Origin of the sequence: Salibaculum halophilum (assembly GCF_002094885.1) — a bacterium.
In the GTDB taxonomy this organism is placed as follows: Bacteria; Pseudomonadota; Alphaproteobacteria; order Rhodobacterales; family Rhodobacteraceae; genus Salibaculum; species Salibaculum halophilum.
This window is the reverse complement of the sequence record NZ_MSIT01000006.1, coordinates 49,783-65,161: the sequence shown is the minus strand read 5'-3', so window position 1 is coordinate 65,161 and position 15,379 is coordinate 49,783. Positions and strand designations below refer to the sequence as shown.

The 15,379-nt window shown below is 66.8% G+C and carries 14 protein-coding genes; 7 read left to right on the top strand and 7 right to left on the bottom strand.

Features of this window, described 5'->3' with window-relative positions; all coding sequences use genetic code 11:
• Positions 1–36 precede the first annotated feature (36 nt).
• The 3 genes from BU124_RS04860 to BU124_RS04850 are packed head-to-tail and all read left to right on the top strand — an operon-like array spanning position 37 to position 1,828.
• Entirely contained in the window at positions 37–630 is a 594-nt protein-coding gene (locus tag BU124_RS04860) for a VOC family protein (protein ID WP_084861330.1), read from the top strand.
• A 54-nt stretch (positions 631–684) separates the two neighbouring features.
• Positions 685–1,365, top strand: coding sequence for a molecular chaperone DjiA (locus BU124_RS04855; protein WP_084861329.1), 681 nt, complete (start codon positions 685–687; stop codon positions 1,363–1,365).
• Between the two features lie 55 nt (positions 1,366–1,420).
• Entirely contained in the window at positions 1,421–1,828 is a 408-nt protein-coding gene (locus tag BU124_RS04850; protein ID WP_084861487.1) for a hypothetical protein, read from the top strand.
• A 99-nt stretch (positions 1,829–1,927) separates the two neighbouring features.
• On the opposite strand, the gene BU124_RS04845 is transcribed toward BU124_RS04850, so the two are convergent.
• From BU124_RS04845 to BU124_RS04820, 6 genes are all read right to left on the bottom strand, one after another.
• On the bottom strand, positions 1,928–3,502 hold the full coding sequence (locus BU124_RS04845) for a Ppx/GppA family phosphatase (RefSeq protein ID WP_084861328.1): 1,575 nt from the start codon (positions 3,500–3,502) through the stop codon (positions 1,928–1,930).
• A gap of 78 nt (positions 3,503–3,580) precedes the next feature.
• Positions 3,581–5,749 (bottom strand): RNA degradosome polyphosphate kinase, encoded by a 2,169-nt coding sequence (locus BU124_RS04840; RefSeq protein ID WP_084861327.1) that lies wholly within the window; start codon positions 5,747–5,749, stop codon positions 3,581–3,583.
• A 42-nt stretch (positions 5,750–5,791) separates the two neighbouring features.
• Positions 5,792–6,460, bottom strand: coding sequence for a P-loop NTPase family protein (locus BU124_RS04835; RefSeq protein ID WP_084861326.1), 669 nt, complete (start codon positions 6,458–6,460; stop codon positions 5,792–5,794).
• On the bottom strand, positions 6,460–7,587 hold the full coding sequence (locus tag BU124_RS04830) for an AI-2E family transporter (protein WP_084861325.1): 1,128 nt from the start codon (positions 7,585–7,587) through the stop codon (positions 6,460–6,462). Before BU124_RS04830 ends, BU124_RS04835 begins: the two co-directional genes overlap by 1 nt.
• Positions 7,588–7,696: 109 nt before the next feature.
• Complete coding sequence (locus BU124_RS04825) at positions 7,697–8,212, bottom strand: fasciclin domain-containing protein (RefSeq protein ID WP_084861324.1); 516 nt, start codon at positions 8,210–8,212, stop codon at positions 7,697–7,699.
• Positions 8,213–8,325: 113 nt separating this feature from the next.
• Positions 8,326–9,774: a pentapeptide repeat-containing protein gene (locus tag BU124_RS04820; RefSeq protein ID WP_179141863.1), complete on the bottom strand. Its 1,449-nt coding sequence runs from the start codon at positions 9,772–9,774 to the stop codon at positions 8,326–8,328.
• 138 nt (positions 9,775–9,912) lie between these two features.
• Here BU124_RS04820 and proS point away from each other — a divergent pair, with 138 nt between their 5' ends.
• The gene (gene proS / locus BU124_RS04815) at positions 9,913–11,253 is read left to right on the top strand and encodes a proline--tRNA ligase (RefSeq protein WP_084861322.1); all 1,341 of its coding nucleotides are present in this window, start codon (positions 9,913–9,915) and stop codon (positions 11,251–11,253) included.
• A 299-nt stretch (positions 11,254–11,552) separates the two neighbouring features.
• On the opposite strand, the gene BU124_RS04810 is transcribed toward proS, so the two are convergent.
• Entirely contained in the window at positions 11,553–12,566 is a 1,014-nt protein-coding gene (locus tag BU124_RS04810) for a COG3904 family protein (protein WP_084861321.1), read from the bottom strand.
• Positions 12,567–12,827: 261 nt separating this feature from the next.
• On the opposite strand from BU124_RS04810, the gene BU124_RS04805 reads away from it, so the two are divergent.
• From BU124_RS04805 to BU124_RS04795, 3 genes are read left to right on the top strand one after another with little or no spacing between them, the layout of a single operon-like run.
• Entirely contained in the window at positions 12,828–13,328 is a 501-nt protein-coding gene (locus BU124_RS04805) for a DUF2937 family protein (protein ID WP_084861320.1), read from the top strand.
• A gap of 54 nt (positions 13,329–13,382) precedes the next feature.
• The gene (locus tag BU124_RS04800; protein ID WP_084861319.1) at positions 13,383–14,669 is read left to right on the top strand and encodes a lipoprotein-releasing ABC transporter permease subunit; all 1,287 of its coding nucleotides are present in this window, start codon (positions 13,383–13,385) and stop codon (positions 14,667–14,669) included.
• Positions 14,662–15,345 carry an ABC transporter ATP-binding protein gene (locus BU124_RS04795; RefSeq protein ID WP_084861318.1) on the top strand — a complete coding sequence of 228 codons (684 nt, stop codon included), beginning with the start codon at positions 14,662–14,664 and terminating at the stop codon, positions 15,343–15,345. The genes BU124_RS04800 and BU124_RS04795 overlap by 8 nt, the downstream gene beginning before the upstream one ends.
• Positions 15,346–15,379: the final 34 nt, after the last annotated feature.

The window sequence follows — 15,379 nt, the reverse complement described above, 5'->3', positions numbered from 1 at the left end:
GGGCGCGCACCGCCACTGTGGCGCGAGGAGGCCGCCATGCAGCTTGACCATCTTGCGATATGCGCCGCCGACCTGGACGCGGGGGTGGCCTGGGCCGAGGACTGGCTGGGCGTCGCGCTGGGCCCCTTCGGCCGGCATGCGCGCTTCGGCACGTACAATCGGCTGCTGGGCCTGGGCGCAGGGCTTTACCTGGAGGTGATCGCGCCCGAGCCCGGCGCCTCGGTGAACTGCCCGCGCTGGTTCGGGCTGGACGCGCCGCCTGCGACACCCCGCCTTGGCAACTGGATTTGCCGGGTCCCGGACCTTGACGCGGCGCTGGCCGCGTTTCCCGAATGCGGCCGCGCGGTGGACCTGGCCCGCGACGCCCTGCGCTGGCGCATATCGGTGCCCGAGGATGGCCGCCTTCCCATGGACGCGGCCCTGCCCACCCTGCTGCAATGGCAGGTCGCACCGCCCCCGGGCGAGAGCCTGCCCCCGAGCGGTGTGCGTTTCCTGGGGCTGGATGTGACGCACCCGCAGGCCGCGGCGCTGGCCCGCCGCGTGCGCGTTCCGGGCGTGAGTTATCGCACCGGGCCGGGGCCGCGGTTACGCGCCCGGCTGGACACGCCACGCGGGCCGGTCATTCTGTAGCGCCGGGGCAAAATCGGCTCTGACATTCCGCGCCTTGGCGGCTAGGATCGGCCCATGTCGATCTGGACCCGCATATCCGATGCCATCGCCGCACTGCGCAAGGGCGACAGCCTGTCGGACGTATTCGGCAAGCTGCGCACGCCGCCCGAGCGCCGCGTGGCCTTTGCCATCGCCGTGATCGCGCTGGGGGCGAAGATGGCCAAGGCCGATGGACAGGTCACGCGCAACGAGGTTGCCGCCTTTCGCGAGGTCTTTCACATCCCTGCACGGGAAGAGAAGAACGCCGCGCGGCTGTTCAACCTCGCCCGCCAGGACGTGGCCGGCTTCGAGGACTACGCGCGCAAGATCCGCCGGATGTACGGCGACGATCAGACGGCCCCGCTGTGCGAATTGCTGGAGGGGCTGTTTCACATCGCCGTGGCCGACGGCGAATACCACCCGCGCGAGGATGACTTTCTGTCGCGTGTGGCCGAGGTTTTCGGCTTGGAGGAGCGCCGCTTCAAGGCGGTTCGCGCGCAGTTCGTGCCCGGTGCGGACCGGGACCCCTATGATGTCCTGGGCGTCGACCCGGAGATGCCGCTCGATGAAATCCGCAAGCAGTGGCGGCGGCTGGTGCGCGAGACCCACCCCGACGCCATGATGGCGCGCGGCGTGCCCGAAGAGGCCGTCAAGCTGGCCGAGAAGCGCATGATCGCCATTAACGAGGCCTGGGATGAAATTTCGCGGCAAAGCTGAGCCGCGGGCGCGGGCGGGCCTTTGGGACCCGGCCCGGCGGGCCTATATTGGCCGCATGAGACAGTTTGTCCTTGCCGGCTTCATCGCCCTGGCCCCGCTGAGCGCCACCGCGCAACCCGACACCGACCCGTCCGAAGGCGCCGGGTCGGACGAGATCGGAGAGGGGTTCTCGCTCATGGAGGAGGGCGCGCAGATGATGATGCGTGGCCTTCTGCGCGAGATGGACCCGGCGATGGAGGATGTCGCGGGCATGGCGCGCAGGATCGGCCCGGCGCTCGACATGTTGGCCAGCGAGATGGGCCCGGCCTTGATCGACCTGATGGGCAAGCTGGACGCCGCGCGCCACTATACTGCCCCCGAGGTGCTGCCCAACGGCGATATTATCATCCGCCGCCGCGAGGATGCCCCGCCCTATGACCCCGACAGCCCGATGTATGAACCGGGCGACGAGATCGAGCTTTAGCTGCGTCGCGCGAAAGTGGGAACCGGTTTTGCCCTGCTCGGACATGCGTCATCAAAAAGCGAGAGTGTGGCGGGTGAATGCGAATGAACGCGACACACTCTAGCCGCGCCGCGCGCCCTTGATCCGCACGGAATGGGCCACGCCCAGCGATTGGGCCAGCGATTTCAGGCGCGCCGCGGCAACCTCGCCGAACAGCGGCCCGGCCTGCGCGTGCAGCACCAGTTCCAGCGTCTTGTCCCGCGGAGACAGGCGCAGCGTGCCCGGCGGCGCGCTGGCATCCTCGAGCCAGAGCATAGCGCCCAGCCGCATGGCCTTGCCCAGCACCTCGGCATCGCGCCGGTCGCGGTCGTCCAGCAGATCGTAGAGCGGTTCGAACCGCGTGCCCTCGCGCTTGTTGGAATAGCGGTGCAGCAGCGCCAGCCCCAGAAACACACGCTCGGAATGCTTCAGCCCGCCCAGGTTGGCGCGCGTGGCATTGTCGAAGACGACTTCGTGGCGGTAATCGGGATGCGCGCGCCAGCTGACATCGTGCAGTAGCGTGGCGGCCTTGATGAGGCGTTTCCTTTGCCAGCCGCAGCGCGGGAACAGCGGCATGACGAAGTCGAAAAGCGTCTTGCCGTAGCCGGGCAGGCGGGCGTCCTTGGCCTCGGCAAAGCGGCAGGCCTCGATCAGCGGGTCACGCTCGCGCAGGTCCTGCGGCATCTGCTCGTAGAGCATCCCTTCGCGGATGCCGTAGGCCGACAGGGCGATGTCCTTGGGCCTGAACCGGGCCACGACCTCGCGCAGGACATGGACTGCCAACGGGACAAGCTCCATCCGGCGGGCGGAGATGCCGCAGCGTGCGCGCAACTTGTCGAGGTCGCTTTTCTCTATGTATTGCAGGGTCTTGGACACCCGGCGCGGGGTCATGCGGTATTCGTGCAGCACGAACAGCGGATAGCCGCGGCGTTCCATGTCGATCCGGGCGATGGCCCGCCAGGACCCGCCGACAAGGAAAAGGCGCTGGCCGGTCTGTTCGCCCATGTCCTCGAACAGCGCCCTGACGGTGTCCTTGATGAAGGCCCTGCGACCTTTCTTGCCGCCCTTGACCTCTTGCAGCTTGAGCGGCCCCAGCGGCGAGGTCACGCGCTTGCCGACCCGGCCGTCCTGCAGATCGGCCAGTTCCATGGAGGACCCGCCGATGTCGCAGACCAGCCCGTAGGAGCCGGGCCAGCCCAGCAGCACGCCCTGCGCCGACAGGCGCGCCTCTTCCTGGCCGTCGATCACCCAGAGCTTGAGGCCGGTTTCGTGCTCGATCTCGGCCTGGAAGGCGGGGCCGTCAGTGGCGTCGCGCACTGCAGCGGTGGCGACGGCCGTCAGCGGCGAGATGCCCAGCCCGTCGGCCAGCGCCACGAAGCGGCGGATCGCGGCCTTGGCGCGTTCGCGCCCCTCGGGGTTCAGGTGGCCGGTGCGGGACATGCCGGCGCCGAGCCCGGCCATGATCTTCTCGTTATAGAAATAGGCGGGGCTGCGCGCCGCCCCGTCGAAGACCACCAAGCGAACCGAGTTCGAGCCAACGTCGATGACCCCCACGCGCGACAGGGCGCGCGCCTTGGGGTCGTCGAAAAGCGGCCGGCCGAAGGGGCCATGATCGCCCCCCGCTGCGCCGGGCGCGGTGTCCGATGTGCCGTCCATTGGCCCCCCTGCCGGATCGTCCCCGCGCGTTTATGGCCCCGGCGCGGGGCGGGGTCAATCGCGCGTCCCGCGGGGCGGTCAGTCCTCGGCGTGGGTCAGCTTGGGCACGTCCGAAGCCCCGGCCGAGCCGCGCCCCGAAAGCGAGGGGTTTTCCATGAAGAAACGGTGGCAGTTAAAGGCAAAGGCGCCCTCGGTCTTTTCGGCGCGCACGAAATGGCCATCGGGCTTCATCACCCAGCTTTGCGCGATGTCGGCCAGGTTGGCGGCCATGATCTGGCCGACGATCTGCGATTTGACGGTCGGGTTGGTGATCTCGACCAGCGTCTCGACCCGGCGGTTGAGGTTGCGCCCCATCCAGTCGGCCGAGGAGATGAAGACCCGCGCGCGGTCGTGCGGCAGCCCCGCGCCGTTGGCAAAGCAGACGATGCGCGAATGTTCCAGAAAGCGCCCCACGATGGACTTGATGCGGATGTTGTCCGACAGCCCCTCGATGCCGGGGCGCAGGCCGCAGATGCCGCGCACGACAAGGCTGATCTTCACGCCGGCCTGGCTGGCCTCGTAAAGCGCGTCGATCACGTCCTCCTCGATGAGCGAGTTCATCTTGGCCCAGATCGCAGCCGGTTTGCCCTGCCGGGCGTGCTCGGCCTCGGCGCGGATCATCTCGATCAGGCGCGGCTTGAGCGTAGTGGGCGAGATGGCGAGGTTTTCCAGGTTTTCCGGCTGGACGTAGCCCGACAGGTAATTGAACACCTTGGTCGCGTCGCGCCCCAGCGCGGCGTCGCAGGTGAACAGGCTCAGGTCGGTGTAGATCTTGGCGGTGATGGGGTGGTAATTGCCGGTGCCGTAATGGGTGTAGGTGACCAGCTGGTCCCCCTCGCGCCGGACCACGGTGGAAATCTTGGCGTGGGTCTTGAGGTCGAGAAAGCCGTAAACGACATGCGCACCGGCGCGTTCCAGCCGGCGCGACTGGCGGATGTTCGCCGCTTCGTCGAAGCGCGCCTTGAGCTCGACCAGGGCGGTGACCGACTTGCCGTCCTCGGCCGCCTCGCAGAGCGCCTCGACGATGGGCGAGCGTTTGGAGGTGCGGTACAGCGTCTGCTTGATCGCGACGACGTCCGGGTCGCGCGCGGCCTGCGTCAGAAAGCGCACCACCATGTCGAAGGTCTCGTAGGGGTGGTGCAGCAGCATATCCTTCTGCCGGATCGCGGCGAACATGTCGCCGTCGAAATCCGTCACCCGTTCGGGCACGCGCGGCGAAAAGGGTTTCCACAGAAGGTCGGGGCGGTCGTCCAGCACAAGTTCGCTCAGGTCGCCGATGCCGATGACGCCGTCGACCTCGACGACCTCGCCCTCGGTGACGTGCAGCTCGCGCATGATGAGCGATTTCAGCGTCGCCGGCGCGCCGGCCGACATCTTCATGCGCACCACCTCGCCGCGGCGGCGGCGTTTCAGCGCGACCTCGAATTCGCGCACGAGGTCCTCGGCTTCGTCCTCGACCTCCAGGTCGCTGTCGCGCAGAACACGGAACGCGCAGGACCCCTTGAAGCTGTAGCCGGGAAACAGGCTGGCCAGGTTTTCCAGCAGCACCTCTTCGAGCGGCAGGAACCGGTGGCCGTCCTCGGCCGGCAGGGCCACGAACCGGTCGATCTGGTGCGGCACCGGCAACAGCGCGCGCAAGGGGCGCTTGTCGGCGTCGCGTTCCAGCTCCAGCGCGAGGGCAAAGCCCTCGTTGGGCAGAAAGGGGAAGGGATGCGCGGGGTCGATGGCCAGCGGCGACAGCACCGGAAACACCTTGTTTAGGAACACGTCGCGCAGGTAGGTGCGGTCGGCCTTGGTCAGGTCGGTGCGCGACAGGATGGCGATCTTCTCGGCCTCCATCTCGGCGCGCAGGCCATCGAGCACCTCCTGCTGACGGGCCAGAAGGCGGCGGGCGTCCATGTCGATCAGGGCCAGTTGTTCGGTCGGGCTCAGCCCGTCCACCGACGGGGTCTGATGGCCGTTGCGCACCAGTTCGCGCAGGCCGGCCACGCGCACGGTGTAGAATTCGTCAAGGTTGGTGGCCGAGATCGACAGGAACCGCAGCCGTTCCAGCAGCGGCACGCGCAGGTTCTCGGCCTCTTCCAGCACGCGCCAGTTGAAGCCCAGCCAGCTGAGCTCGCGGTTGAAGAACCGGTCGGGGCCGGTCACCGCGCCTTCGGGGGTGACGGGGGCGGGAAAGTCGGAGCGAAGGAAATCTGCCTGTGTCATGCGCGCCTTGTGACGGGTCGGGGTTACAGAAGAGTGACACTCTCACCCCGGCCGGGGGGCGATGTCCAGAACCCGCCGGACCAGCGCGCGGTTGACCGCGCGCCCTTCCGCCATGGCCGCCCGGTCGAGCGCCGCCACCGCTTCGATGGCGCCCTCGAAGGACCGGTCGATGTGCCTGCGCAGCAGGGTCAGCGCCTCGGGCGTGGGCGCGATCTGGCGATCCTGGAACTGCTTCATCAGCACCGCGTCCAGCAGCCGATCGTCAGGGTCGGCGATCGCCACGCAGGTTGAGGCCGCCAGGCGCGAGGCCAGGTCGGGCAGGGCGAGCGGCCATCGGTTGGGCGGTGTCTGCCCCGTCAGCAGCAGCGGCAGCGCGCGCGTCCGCATGTGGTTGTGGGCGTGAAACAGCCATTCCTGGGCCGCTTCTGGCAGGCGCTCGCCATCCTCGATCACCAGCGGGCCGTCGGGCAGGGGGGCGGCCGGGGCGATCCCGGCGGCGTTCAGCACCCGCGCTCCGGTGCGGTCGGCAAAGAGCCGCGCGAGGTGCGTCTTGCCCGCCCCGCGCGGGCCGGTCAGGGCCAGTTTGGCCTCGGGCCAGGCGGCGGGGGCCATGACCAGCGCATGGGCCTCGGCATTGGCTGCGGAGACGAAGAAGGTCTCTTCGCCCATGCGGTCATGGCGGGGCCAGTCGAAGGCGAGCTGTTCGGCCATCACTCGCCCTTGCCCGACAGCCCCCGGTAGAGCCGGCCGTCCTTGTATTCCGCGATCAGGAAGCGCGCCACCACGCCCAGCATGGCCGCCAGCGGCACGGCCACGAGCATGCCGACGAAGCCGAAGAGCGAGCCGAAGATCGACAGCGCCAGGATCAGCCAGACCGGGTGCAGCCCCACCGACTGGCCCACCAGGTTCGGTGTCAGGATGTTGCCCTCGAAGAACTGGCCGAACATGAAGATCGCGGCAACAATGGCGATGCGCAGCCAGTCGATCCCGGTCTTGACGGTCTCACCGTCCACCACCTCGGTGCCCGACCACCACTGGATCATCGCCACGCCGATGGCCAGAACCCCGCCCACCAGCGCGCCGACGTAGGGGATGAAGGAAATCAGCCCGGCCACGAAGCCGATGATCAGCCCGTAGTTCAACCCTGCCAGCATCAGCGCCACGGCGTAATAAGTGCCCAGCACCAGGCAGACCGTGCCCTGCCCGCGGATGAACGAGGCCAGCGTGCTGTCGATCTCGCCGGCCAGCCGGCGCACGACCGGCGCGTGGTCGCGCGGCAGCAACTCGTCGATCCGCGCGACCATGTGGTCCCAGTCCATCAGCAGGTAGAAGGTCACCACGGGCACGATGACCACCAGCACCGCCAGGTTGATGAGGTTGAGCGCCGAGGACAGGATCGAGTTGAGCACCACCCCGCCCGAGGCCTGCACCGCGTCGCCGAGGTTGCCCAACTGCTGGCGCAGGGCCTCGGAATCCAGGTCGATGGCAGGGAACTGCGTGGTCAGCCAGCCCTCGAAGCGGTCGAACATCTGCGGCGCGCTCTGGATCAGCTGGCCGATCTGCTGAATCAGCTGGCCGGCCTGGTTGACCAGCGAGGGCAGGATCAGAAGCAGCCCCACCACGAAGATCAGTACGCCGACAAGCGTGATGAGGATGGTCGCGGCGATCCTGCTCAGCCCCGCGCGCTGCAGCCGGTCGGCGATGGGATCGAGGCAATAGGCCACCGCGCCGCCCAGCACGAAGGGCAGCAGCACATCGCCGAGAAACCACAGGATGGCGATGAAGACCGCGGCGGCGATGCTCCAGTATTTGACCTGTTCGCGGGGGGCGAGCGCCATTGCAATGTCCGTTCATGATCCGCAAGGATATCGGGATACTTGGCGGTTCATGCGCGGCGTTGCAAGGAAAAGGCCCCGGCGCGGGCGGCGCGCCGGGGCCGATCAGGCGTCAGTGGCAGGCGGGGCGCTCGCCCGGCAGCAGCACCTTGTCGATGACGTGGATCACGCCGTTGTCGGCGGCGATGTCGGCGGTGACGACGTTGGCCGCCTCACCGGTGCCGTCGGCGATGGTCACCCCGTCGGCGCCGGGCGTGATGCACAGCCGCTCGGAGGTCAGCAGCGGCTTGTAGTAGTTCGGCCCGGGCGCGAAGCCCGAGGACCGCAGGTCGCGGTCGTCGACGTGATAGAGCAGGACGTTGGTCAGCCGGTCCTTGTTCTCGGGCTCCAGCAGGGTCTCGACGGTGCCCTCGGGCAGTGCCTCGAAGGCGGTGTTGGTCGGGGCGTAGACGGTGAAGGGGCCGGGGCCCGACAGCGTCTCGGCCAGGTCGGCGGCCTGCACGGCGGCGACGAGCGTGGAAAAGCGGTCGTCGCCGGCGGCGATATCGACGATGGACTGGGCGCTGGCAGTGGCGGCGAGGCCGAGGGCGGCCACGGCGCTCAGGGCGGTTGTCTTGAGAAATGTCATGGTATCGGTCCCTTTGGTTGGTCGCTGCCTTGGTGACAACGCCCCGGATACGCGGGGTGCGGCGTTCCGGCTCACCCCGCTCGCGCAGCCGTCAGACCGCGTGATCGCGCGGGTCAGTCCCCGGGCGGTGACGGCGGGGTGTAGCCCGCGGTATGCGCGCCAAAACACCGAGCCATGATTACATCCGCGGCTTGCAGCTGACTTGCCCGAAGATCTGCGTATTCCGCCACGACCGACACAAAGTTTGCCCCGCACATCTGCGCCGAGTGTAAATCCGCTGCTGGCATGGAGGTTTGGCTCAAGTCCGCTCCTTTCATCTTGGCGCAACGTAAACTGGCCGCCTCCAATTGTGCACCTATCAGTGTTGCGCCATCGAGTTGGGCAAAGTCGAGTCGGGAACCCAAGCCGCTGACCTGCCCGAGGTATGCTCCCGGTAGTTTCGCTCCGTATAAGTCTGCGCCATCCAGACGCGAATGAAAGAGCAGGGCACCTGACAGGTTCGCGTGTCGCAAGTCAGCGCCTTGCAGGTTGGTTCGGCGCAGGTCGAGGCGATATCCCTCATAAACGCGCAGGTCAGTTTTCCATTTCTCCAAGTCGGTTTTGAACTGTTCCCTAACGGATTTGTCGATGGGGGTGTTGTCGACATAACGCTCGGGAAGGGACGGGCAGGGTGTGTCGAAGACCCAGGCAGCATCGGGCGCTGCCGTCGGCCCCCACTGCGCCTCGACCTGCAGTTGCTCGTGGCTGCGGCGGCCGATGATCTGCAGGGCGAGGGCGATGTCGGCACGAGGCTTGGGTAGGCTGCGCGCCCATTCCCGGGCATTGGCACGTGGCCCGGGTCCGTTTGACACACCATGGCTCTCGTATTGCCATGATTCAAAGCGCTCTTTGCCCCACTCGTCATGCGCCGCACGCGCTTTCTTGCTGGCGTTTTCCGGCAGCGGCTCCCACTCCAACAGGGGAAAGTCGCGCGCTTCGCTGGCCGGGGCATTTTCCCGCACATAGGCGCAGAGGATTTCCATCACCCGCACGTGGTCGCGCCCGTTGTCGTTCTGCGTGCTGTCCTGCGCGATGCGTTCGAGCGACAGCAGCCCGCCGATGCGCACCTCGATATTGGGGACGGTGACGTCGCCGCCGTCGCGCTTGACGGTCTTTTCCGCGCCCAGCTGCTCCACCGCCTTCGAGATGCGCTCGGTGATGTGGCCCTCTTTCTGGTATTTCACCGTTTCCTGCTTGATGACGGTGCCCCAGATCACGAAGGGGCCGCCCAGGAAGGCGGCGATCACCGCGCCCATGCCGAAGCCGGCATCGCCGAGGACCGACGCCTGCCCGTCGAACAACAGCCAGAGGTGCCAGAGCGTGCCGCCCAGTAGGATCAGCCAGACCGGCACCAGCGCCACGCCCAGCGCCTTGAGCCAGTCCATCGCCGGATCGCTGCGCTGTTTGCCGCCCTGCGCGTCCAGCATCAGGTAGACCAGCCCAGTCGCCAGCGCGATCCCGAGGGCGGCGAGCAGAACCTGCGCGCCCGCCTGCGTCAGCGGCAGGGTCAGTGTCACCGGCATGTCTGGCATCCGTCTCCCCGAGTGGTCGTGTCCCCTGTGCGGCGACTATGGGCCAAACCCCGCCCCGGATAAAGCCGCCGCCCTTGTCCGGGTCTGGCGCTTGGCGTATGCGCGAGGGACCAAGACCCGGAGAGACCGATGCGCCTGACCCGCTATTTCCTGCCCGTCCTGAAAGAGACCCCGTCCGAGGCCCAGATCGTCAGCCACCGCCTGATGCTGCGCGCGGGCATGATCCGGCAGCAGGCGGCGGGCATCTATTCCTGGCTGCCGCTGGGCTTCAAGGTGCTGCGCAAGATCGAGGACATTGTCCACGAAGAACAGGCCCGCGCCGGGCACATCCCCATCCAGATGCCGATCCTGCAACCGGCCGACCTGTGGCGCGAAAGCGGCCGCTACGATGACTACGGCCGCGAGATGCTGCGTATGCAGGACCGGCACGAGCGCGACCTGCTTTATACCCCCACCGCCGAGGAGATGGTCACAGACATCTTCCGCGCGCATGTCAGCAGCTACAAGGATCTGCCGCTGACGCTCTACCAGATCCAGTGGAAGTTCCGCGACGAGGTCCGCCCCCGCTTCGGCGTGATGCGCGGGCGCGAGTTCTACATGAAGGACGGCTACACTTTTGATCTGACCGAGGCCGACGCGAAACACGCCTACAACCGCCACCTGGTCAGCTACCTGCGCACCTACGAGCGGATGGGCCTGCAGGCGATCCCGATGAAGGCCGAGGGCGGGCCGATCGGCGGCGATTACACCCACGAATTCCTGGTGCTGGCCGAGACCGGCGAGTCCGAGGTGTTCTACGATGCCGAGATCACCGACCTGCGCTTCGGCAACCGCGAGATCGACTACGACGACGCGGGCGCCTGCCAAGCCGTTCTGGACGAGTTCACCGCCCGCTACGCCCGCACCGACGACACCCACGACGAGGTGCTGTTCCACGAGCGCGTGCCCGAAGACCGCCGCCGCGTCGCCCGCGGCATCGAGGTGGGCCAGATCTTCTATTTCGGAACCAAGTATTCCGAGCCCATGGGCGCCACCGTGCAGGGCCACGACGGCAAGCCGGTGCCGGTGCACATGGGGTCGCACGGCATCGGCGTGTCGCGCCTGCTCGGCGCCATCATCGAGGCCAGCCACGACGACAACGGCATCATCTGGCCCGAAGCGGTCACGCCGTTTCACGTCGGCATCGTCAACCTCAAGCAGGGCGACGCGGAGGCCGACGCCGCCTGCACGGCCCTGCACGACCAGATCGCCGCGCTGGGGCTGGAGCCGCTCTACGACGATCGCGACGAACGCGCCGGCGGCAAGTTCGCCACGATGGACCTGATCGGCCTGCCCTGGCGGATCACGGTAGGGCCGCGCGGGCTCAAGAACGGGGTGGTCGAACTGACCAGCCGTCGGACCGGCGAGAGCGAGGAGCTACCGCCCGAACAGGCGGTGGATCGGATCGCGCAGATATACGCGGGGCACTGAGGCGTCGGGCGCAGGGTGGAGGATGCCCCACCCTGCGGCTGACCCTCGGGTCGCCGTGGTCGCCTTGTGCTTTGGGTCGGGGTCAGCGCGTCACGGCCGCGCGGCAGCGGAGCGGAGGATGCAGTGGCGATGAATGCAGCGATGTCTTTCGGCGCTGGCGGACCTTGGTGATGACTGCGGCGAAAGTGCGGTCCGAGCCAAATTTGATCGTTTTTGTATGATGCGCGGAGATCGTTTAGGCGCGCAAACCTGACATTGAACCGTAGTTTCGAAGGGCATGTTAAGTGGTGCAGGTTTGTTCAACTCATGCAAAGCGTGTTGAAGAAAGTCTGCAACTTTTCTTTACCGCCCTCAGTCGAAACAGCCGAGATTCCTAGGAAAACCGGTGACTCGTTCAAATATCTGATCTGCACACCGAAGCTTTCGGAAAAGGCGATTGTCCGGGCCTCTTCCTCAGTAATTCGTGCAAGCACATTCGTATAAATGCCACTCACTTGCCGCGTGCATCGTTGAGAAATGTCAATTTTAATGTTCTCGCCATTTACAACAATCTCAACTAACCCAAAGGTGGTTAGTTCATACTCTCGTCCCTGAGACTCGATAACGGCCCAGAACATAAAACCCGCCCCTTTCGTATAGCAGAGCATGACTTTATGGTGTCCATAAAAAGAATCGCGCTCGCCGCGGACATACATAATGTGATTGCGGGACTGAACGCTCCATTCCGCCTCGGTCACACCGTCGGTGATGACCCCTAGAGCGCGCAGCTTTTCCTCGTCTACCGCGTCAATTTTCGTACCAGCTGTAGCGGATGAAAGTTCAAGGAAGCCTGTCGACACCCCCATATCGTGCACATAACTCGCGATGCGAGCCGAGAGCACTTGAGATCGCTCCAAGTCATCAGGCGATGGGTTTCGGAAAGAGAATTGATGCACTCCAAATGTCGATCCATCTAGTAGGCAGCGCAGTCGCCCGCCGAGGTAGACAAGCGTAGCTGCGCTAGCACAGATGCCGGTGATGTACTTGCGTGGCAGGATAGGGGACGGGTCGTGGTAGTGCTCCAAGACACACGAACCTACCGACGTTGAAAACCAATGATCGCGAATGAGGTGACCGATACCAATTGCCGCCTCAACATCGCCGCCGCCAGAGTCTATATACACTGTCAAGCGGGGCGGGGGCTTTGTCGTGGCTAGAAACTTGCGAAACTTGGCGTCGTCGCCCGCCTCAATCCTTCCAATCGCGTTTATGCAATAAAATCCACCGAATAGCCGCTCAAAATCGGTCTGAGGCTCGGAAAAGTGGAATATCATTTGCCACACCGCAGAGACTGCTTGAGAGAGTATTGGTATCAAGGAGGATAGCGTCGCGCAATGTCATGTCATGTCATTGTCTTCTTAGCGCAGTGAGCTGTTATTAGGTTCTATGCGGGGAGCTACGGCTTCGTCCCGCAGAGCAGCCCTCGACGCGCGGCGCCGCGAACCGTCGCCCGACGCCCAGGCCCACCCTCCCCTCTGTCCCGCGCCCCGCTCATCCTGTATAGTGCGCCTAAACAGTCAGCGCTGGAGGCGGCAGTGACCCTACGCGTTCTCACCTTGGCCGGCGGGCTGGCCGGGGCGGCGGGCCTGTCCCAGTATCCCGCCTTCACGCAGCAATACACCCAGCACCTGGCGGGCCGGATCGAGGCGCTGGCGGTCGTGACGGCGGATTTCGACGCCTCGGCGGCGCGCGCCGGCCTGACGCGGGACCAGGCCCTGGCGCAGCTGGCCGGCACGGAGTTCCTGACGGATCGTCGCGCCGACATGACCCGGGCCTTTGCCCGTCTTGACCGGCTGAGCGCGCATTACGACGCCCTGCAGGGCGCGACCCCGGTGCAGCGGCTTGCCATGCCGCATCGCCTCGGCGACGCGGCCACGCTGCGCGGGACCTGGGCGATCTTCGAGCCGGGCCTGCCGCTGACGCTGGCCGGGGTGCTGTCGGCGCTGGCCGGGTTCCTGGCGGGCGCGGTGGGCCTGCCGGTGATCCTGTCCGGACTGACCCTGCCGGTTCGGCGGCTTTTCGGCCGTCCCGCTTGACCCTGCCCCGCGTTGCCCGCAGGTTGCGGCGACCCCAGCAGAAGGCCCCGGCACATGGCAGGCGCGACCGCCCCGTTTTCCCGTTTCGAGTGGATGATCGCCTGGCGCTATATCCGTGCGCGGCGCGCCGAGGGCGGTGTCTCGACCATGACCTGGATCAGCCTGGTGGGGATCACGCTGGCCGTTTTCGCCCTGATCGCCACGCTGGCGGTGCGGTCGGGGTTCCGCACGGAATTCGTTAACACCATCGTCGGGGCCAATGCCCATGTGACCGTCTACGAACAGGGCGAGGTGCGCCAGAACGGCACCGTCGACCGCAGCATCACCGACCACGCGGCCCTGTCCGAGCGGCTGCGTTCTGTGCCCGGCGTGACCCGGGCCGCACCGCTGGTGCGCGGGCAGGTCATGGCCAGCAATAGCGGCAACAACACCGGGGTGCAGGTCTACGGCATCGCGCCCGATGACCTTGCCACCATCCCGCGCATCGCCGACCCGGTCGACTCGCGGGGCGATATCGCCCGGTTCGGGCAGGGCATCGCCATCGGCTCGGGCGTCGCGCGGGAGCTTGGCGCGGCCGTTGGCGACCGCATCCGCATCATCAGCCCCGACGGGCAGAAGACGGCCTTTGGCACCAGCCCGCGCGTCAATGCCTACGAGGTCACCTACATTTTTACCGCCGGGCGCTGGGACATCGACCGCACCCGCGTCTACCTGCCGCTGGGCGAGGCGCAGACCTTTTTCAACAAGGACGGCGTGGCCGACGAGATCGAGGTCATGGTCACCGACCCCGACCGCGTCGAGACCTTCCTGCCCGCCATCCGCGATGCTGCGGGCGAGGGATACCTTGTCTGGACCTGGCGCGACAGCGCGGGCAGTTTCCTGCGGGCGCTGACGGTCGAGGACAACGTGATGTTCGTGATCCTGTCGATCCTCGTGCTGATCGCCTCGATGAACATCATCTCGGGGCTGATCATGCTGGTCAAGAACAAGGGCCGCGACATCGGCATCCTGCGCACCATGGGCCTGACCGAAGGGTCGGTGCTGCGTGTCTTCTTCATCTGTGGGGCCGGGATCGGCACCCTCGGCACGGCGCTGGGCATCCTGCTGGGCTGTCTCTTCGCGATCTACATCGACCCGATCTTCTCGGCGGTGAATTACGTTGCGGGCGGCGGCGTCTGGGACCCCTCGATCCGCGGCATCTACGACCTGCCGGCCGAGTTGCGGCTGGTCGATGTCGTCAAGGCCAGCGCCCTGTCGCTGGCGCTGTCGTGGATCGTGACGATCTTTCCGGCCCGCCGTGCGGCGCGGATGAACCCGGTGGAGGCGCTGCGCTATGAGTGACGCGCTGGACCTGAGCGGCATCGCCAAGGGCTACAACCACGGCCAGCCTAATGAAATCAACGTGCTGCTCGGCGTGGACCTGGCGGTGCAACCGGGCGAGGTGGTGGCCCTCGTCGCGCCCTCGGGGGCGGGCAAGTCCACGCTGCTGCACATCGCCGGTTTGCTGGACACACCCGACGCCGGCCAGGTGCGCATCGGCGGCGAGGACGTGACCGGCCTCGGCGACCGCCGCCGCACAGGCATAAGGCGCGACGACGTCGGCTTCATCTACCAGTTCCACCACCTGCTGCCCGAGTTCACGGCGCTGGAAAACATCGTGCTGCCGCAACTGGCAAATGGTGTATCGCGCGGCGCGGCCGAGGCCCGCGCCCGCGACCTGCTGGCGCGTGTCGGCATCGCCGACCGAGCCGATCACCGCCCCGCCGCCCTGTCGGGCGGGGAGCAGCAGCGCGTTGCCTTCTGCCGGGCGCTGGCCAACGCACCGCGCCTGTTGCTGGCCGACGAGCCCACGGGCAACCTCGACCCCGACACCGCCGACCGGGTCTTTGCCGCCCTGATGGAGCTGGTGCGCGACACCGGGCTGGCCGCGCTGATCGCCACCCACAACCATGCCCTGGCCGCGCGCATGGACCGCACCGTGCGGCTTGACGCCGGGCAGGTGGTCACGCCGGGCTGACAATGGCGTGAAAGGGTGCAACGCCGGTTGAGGG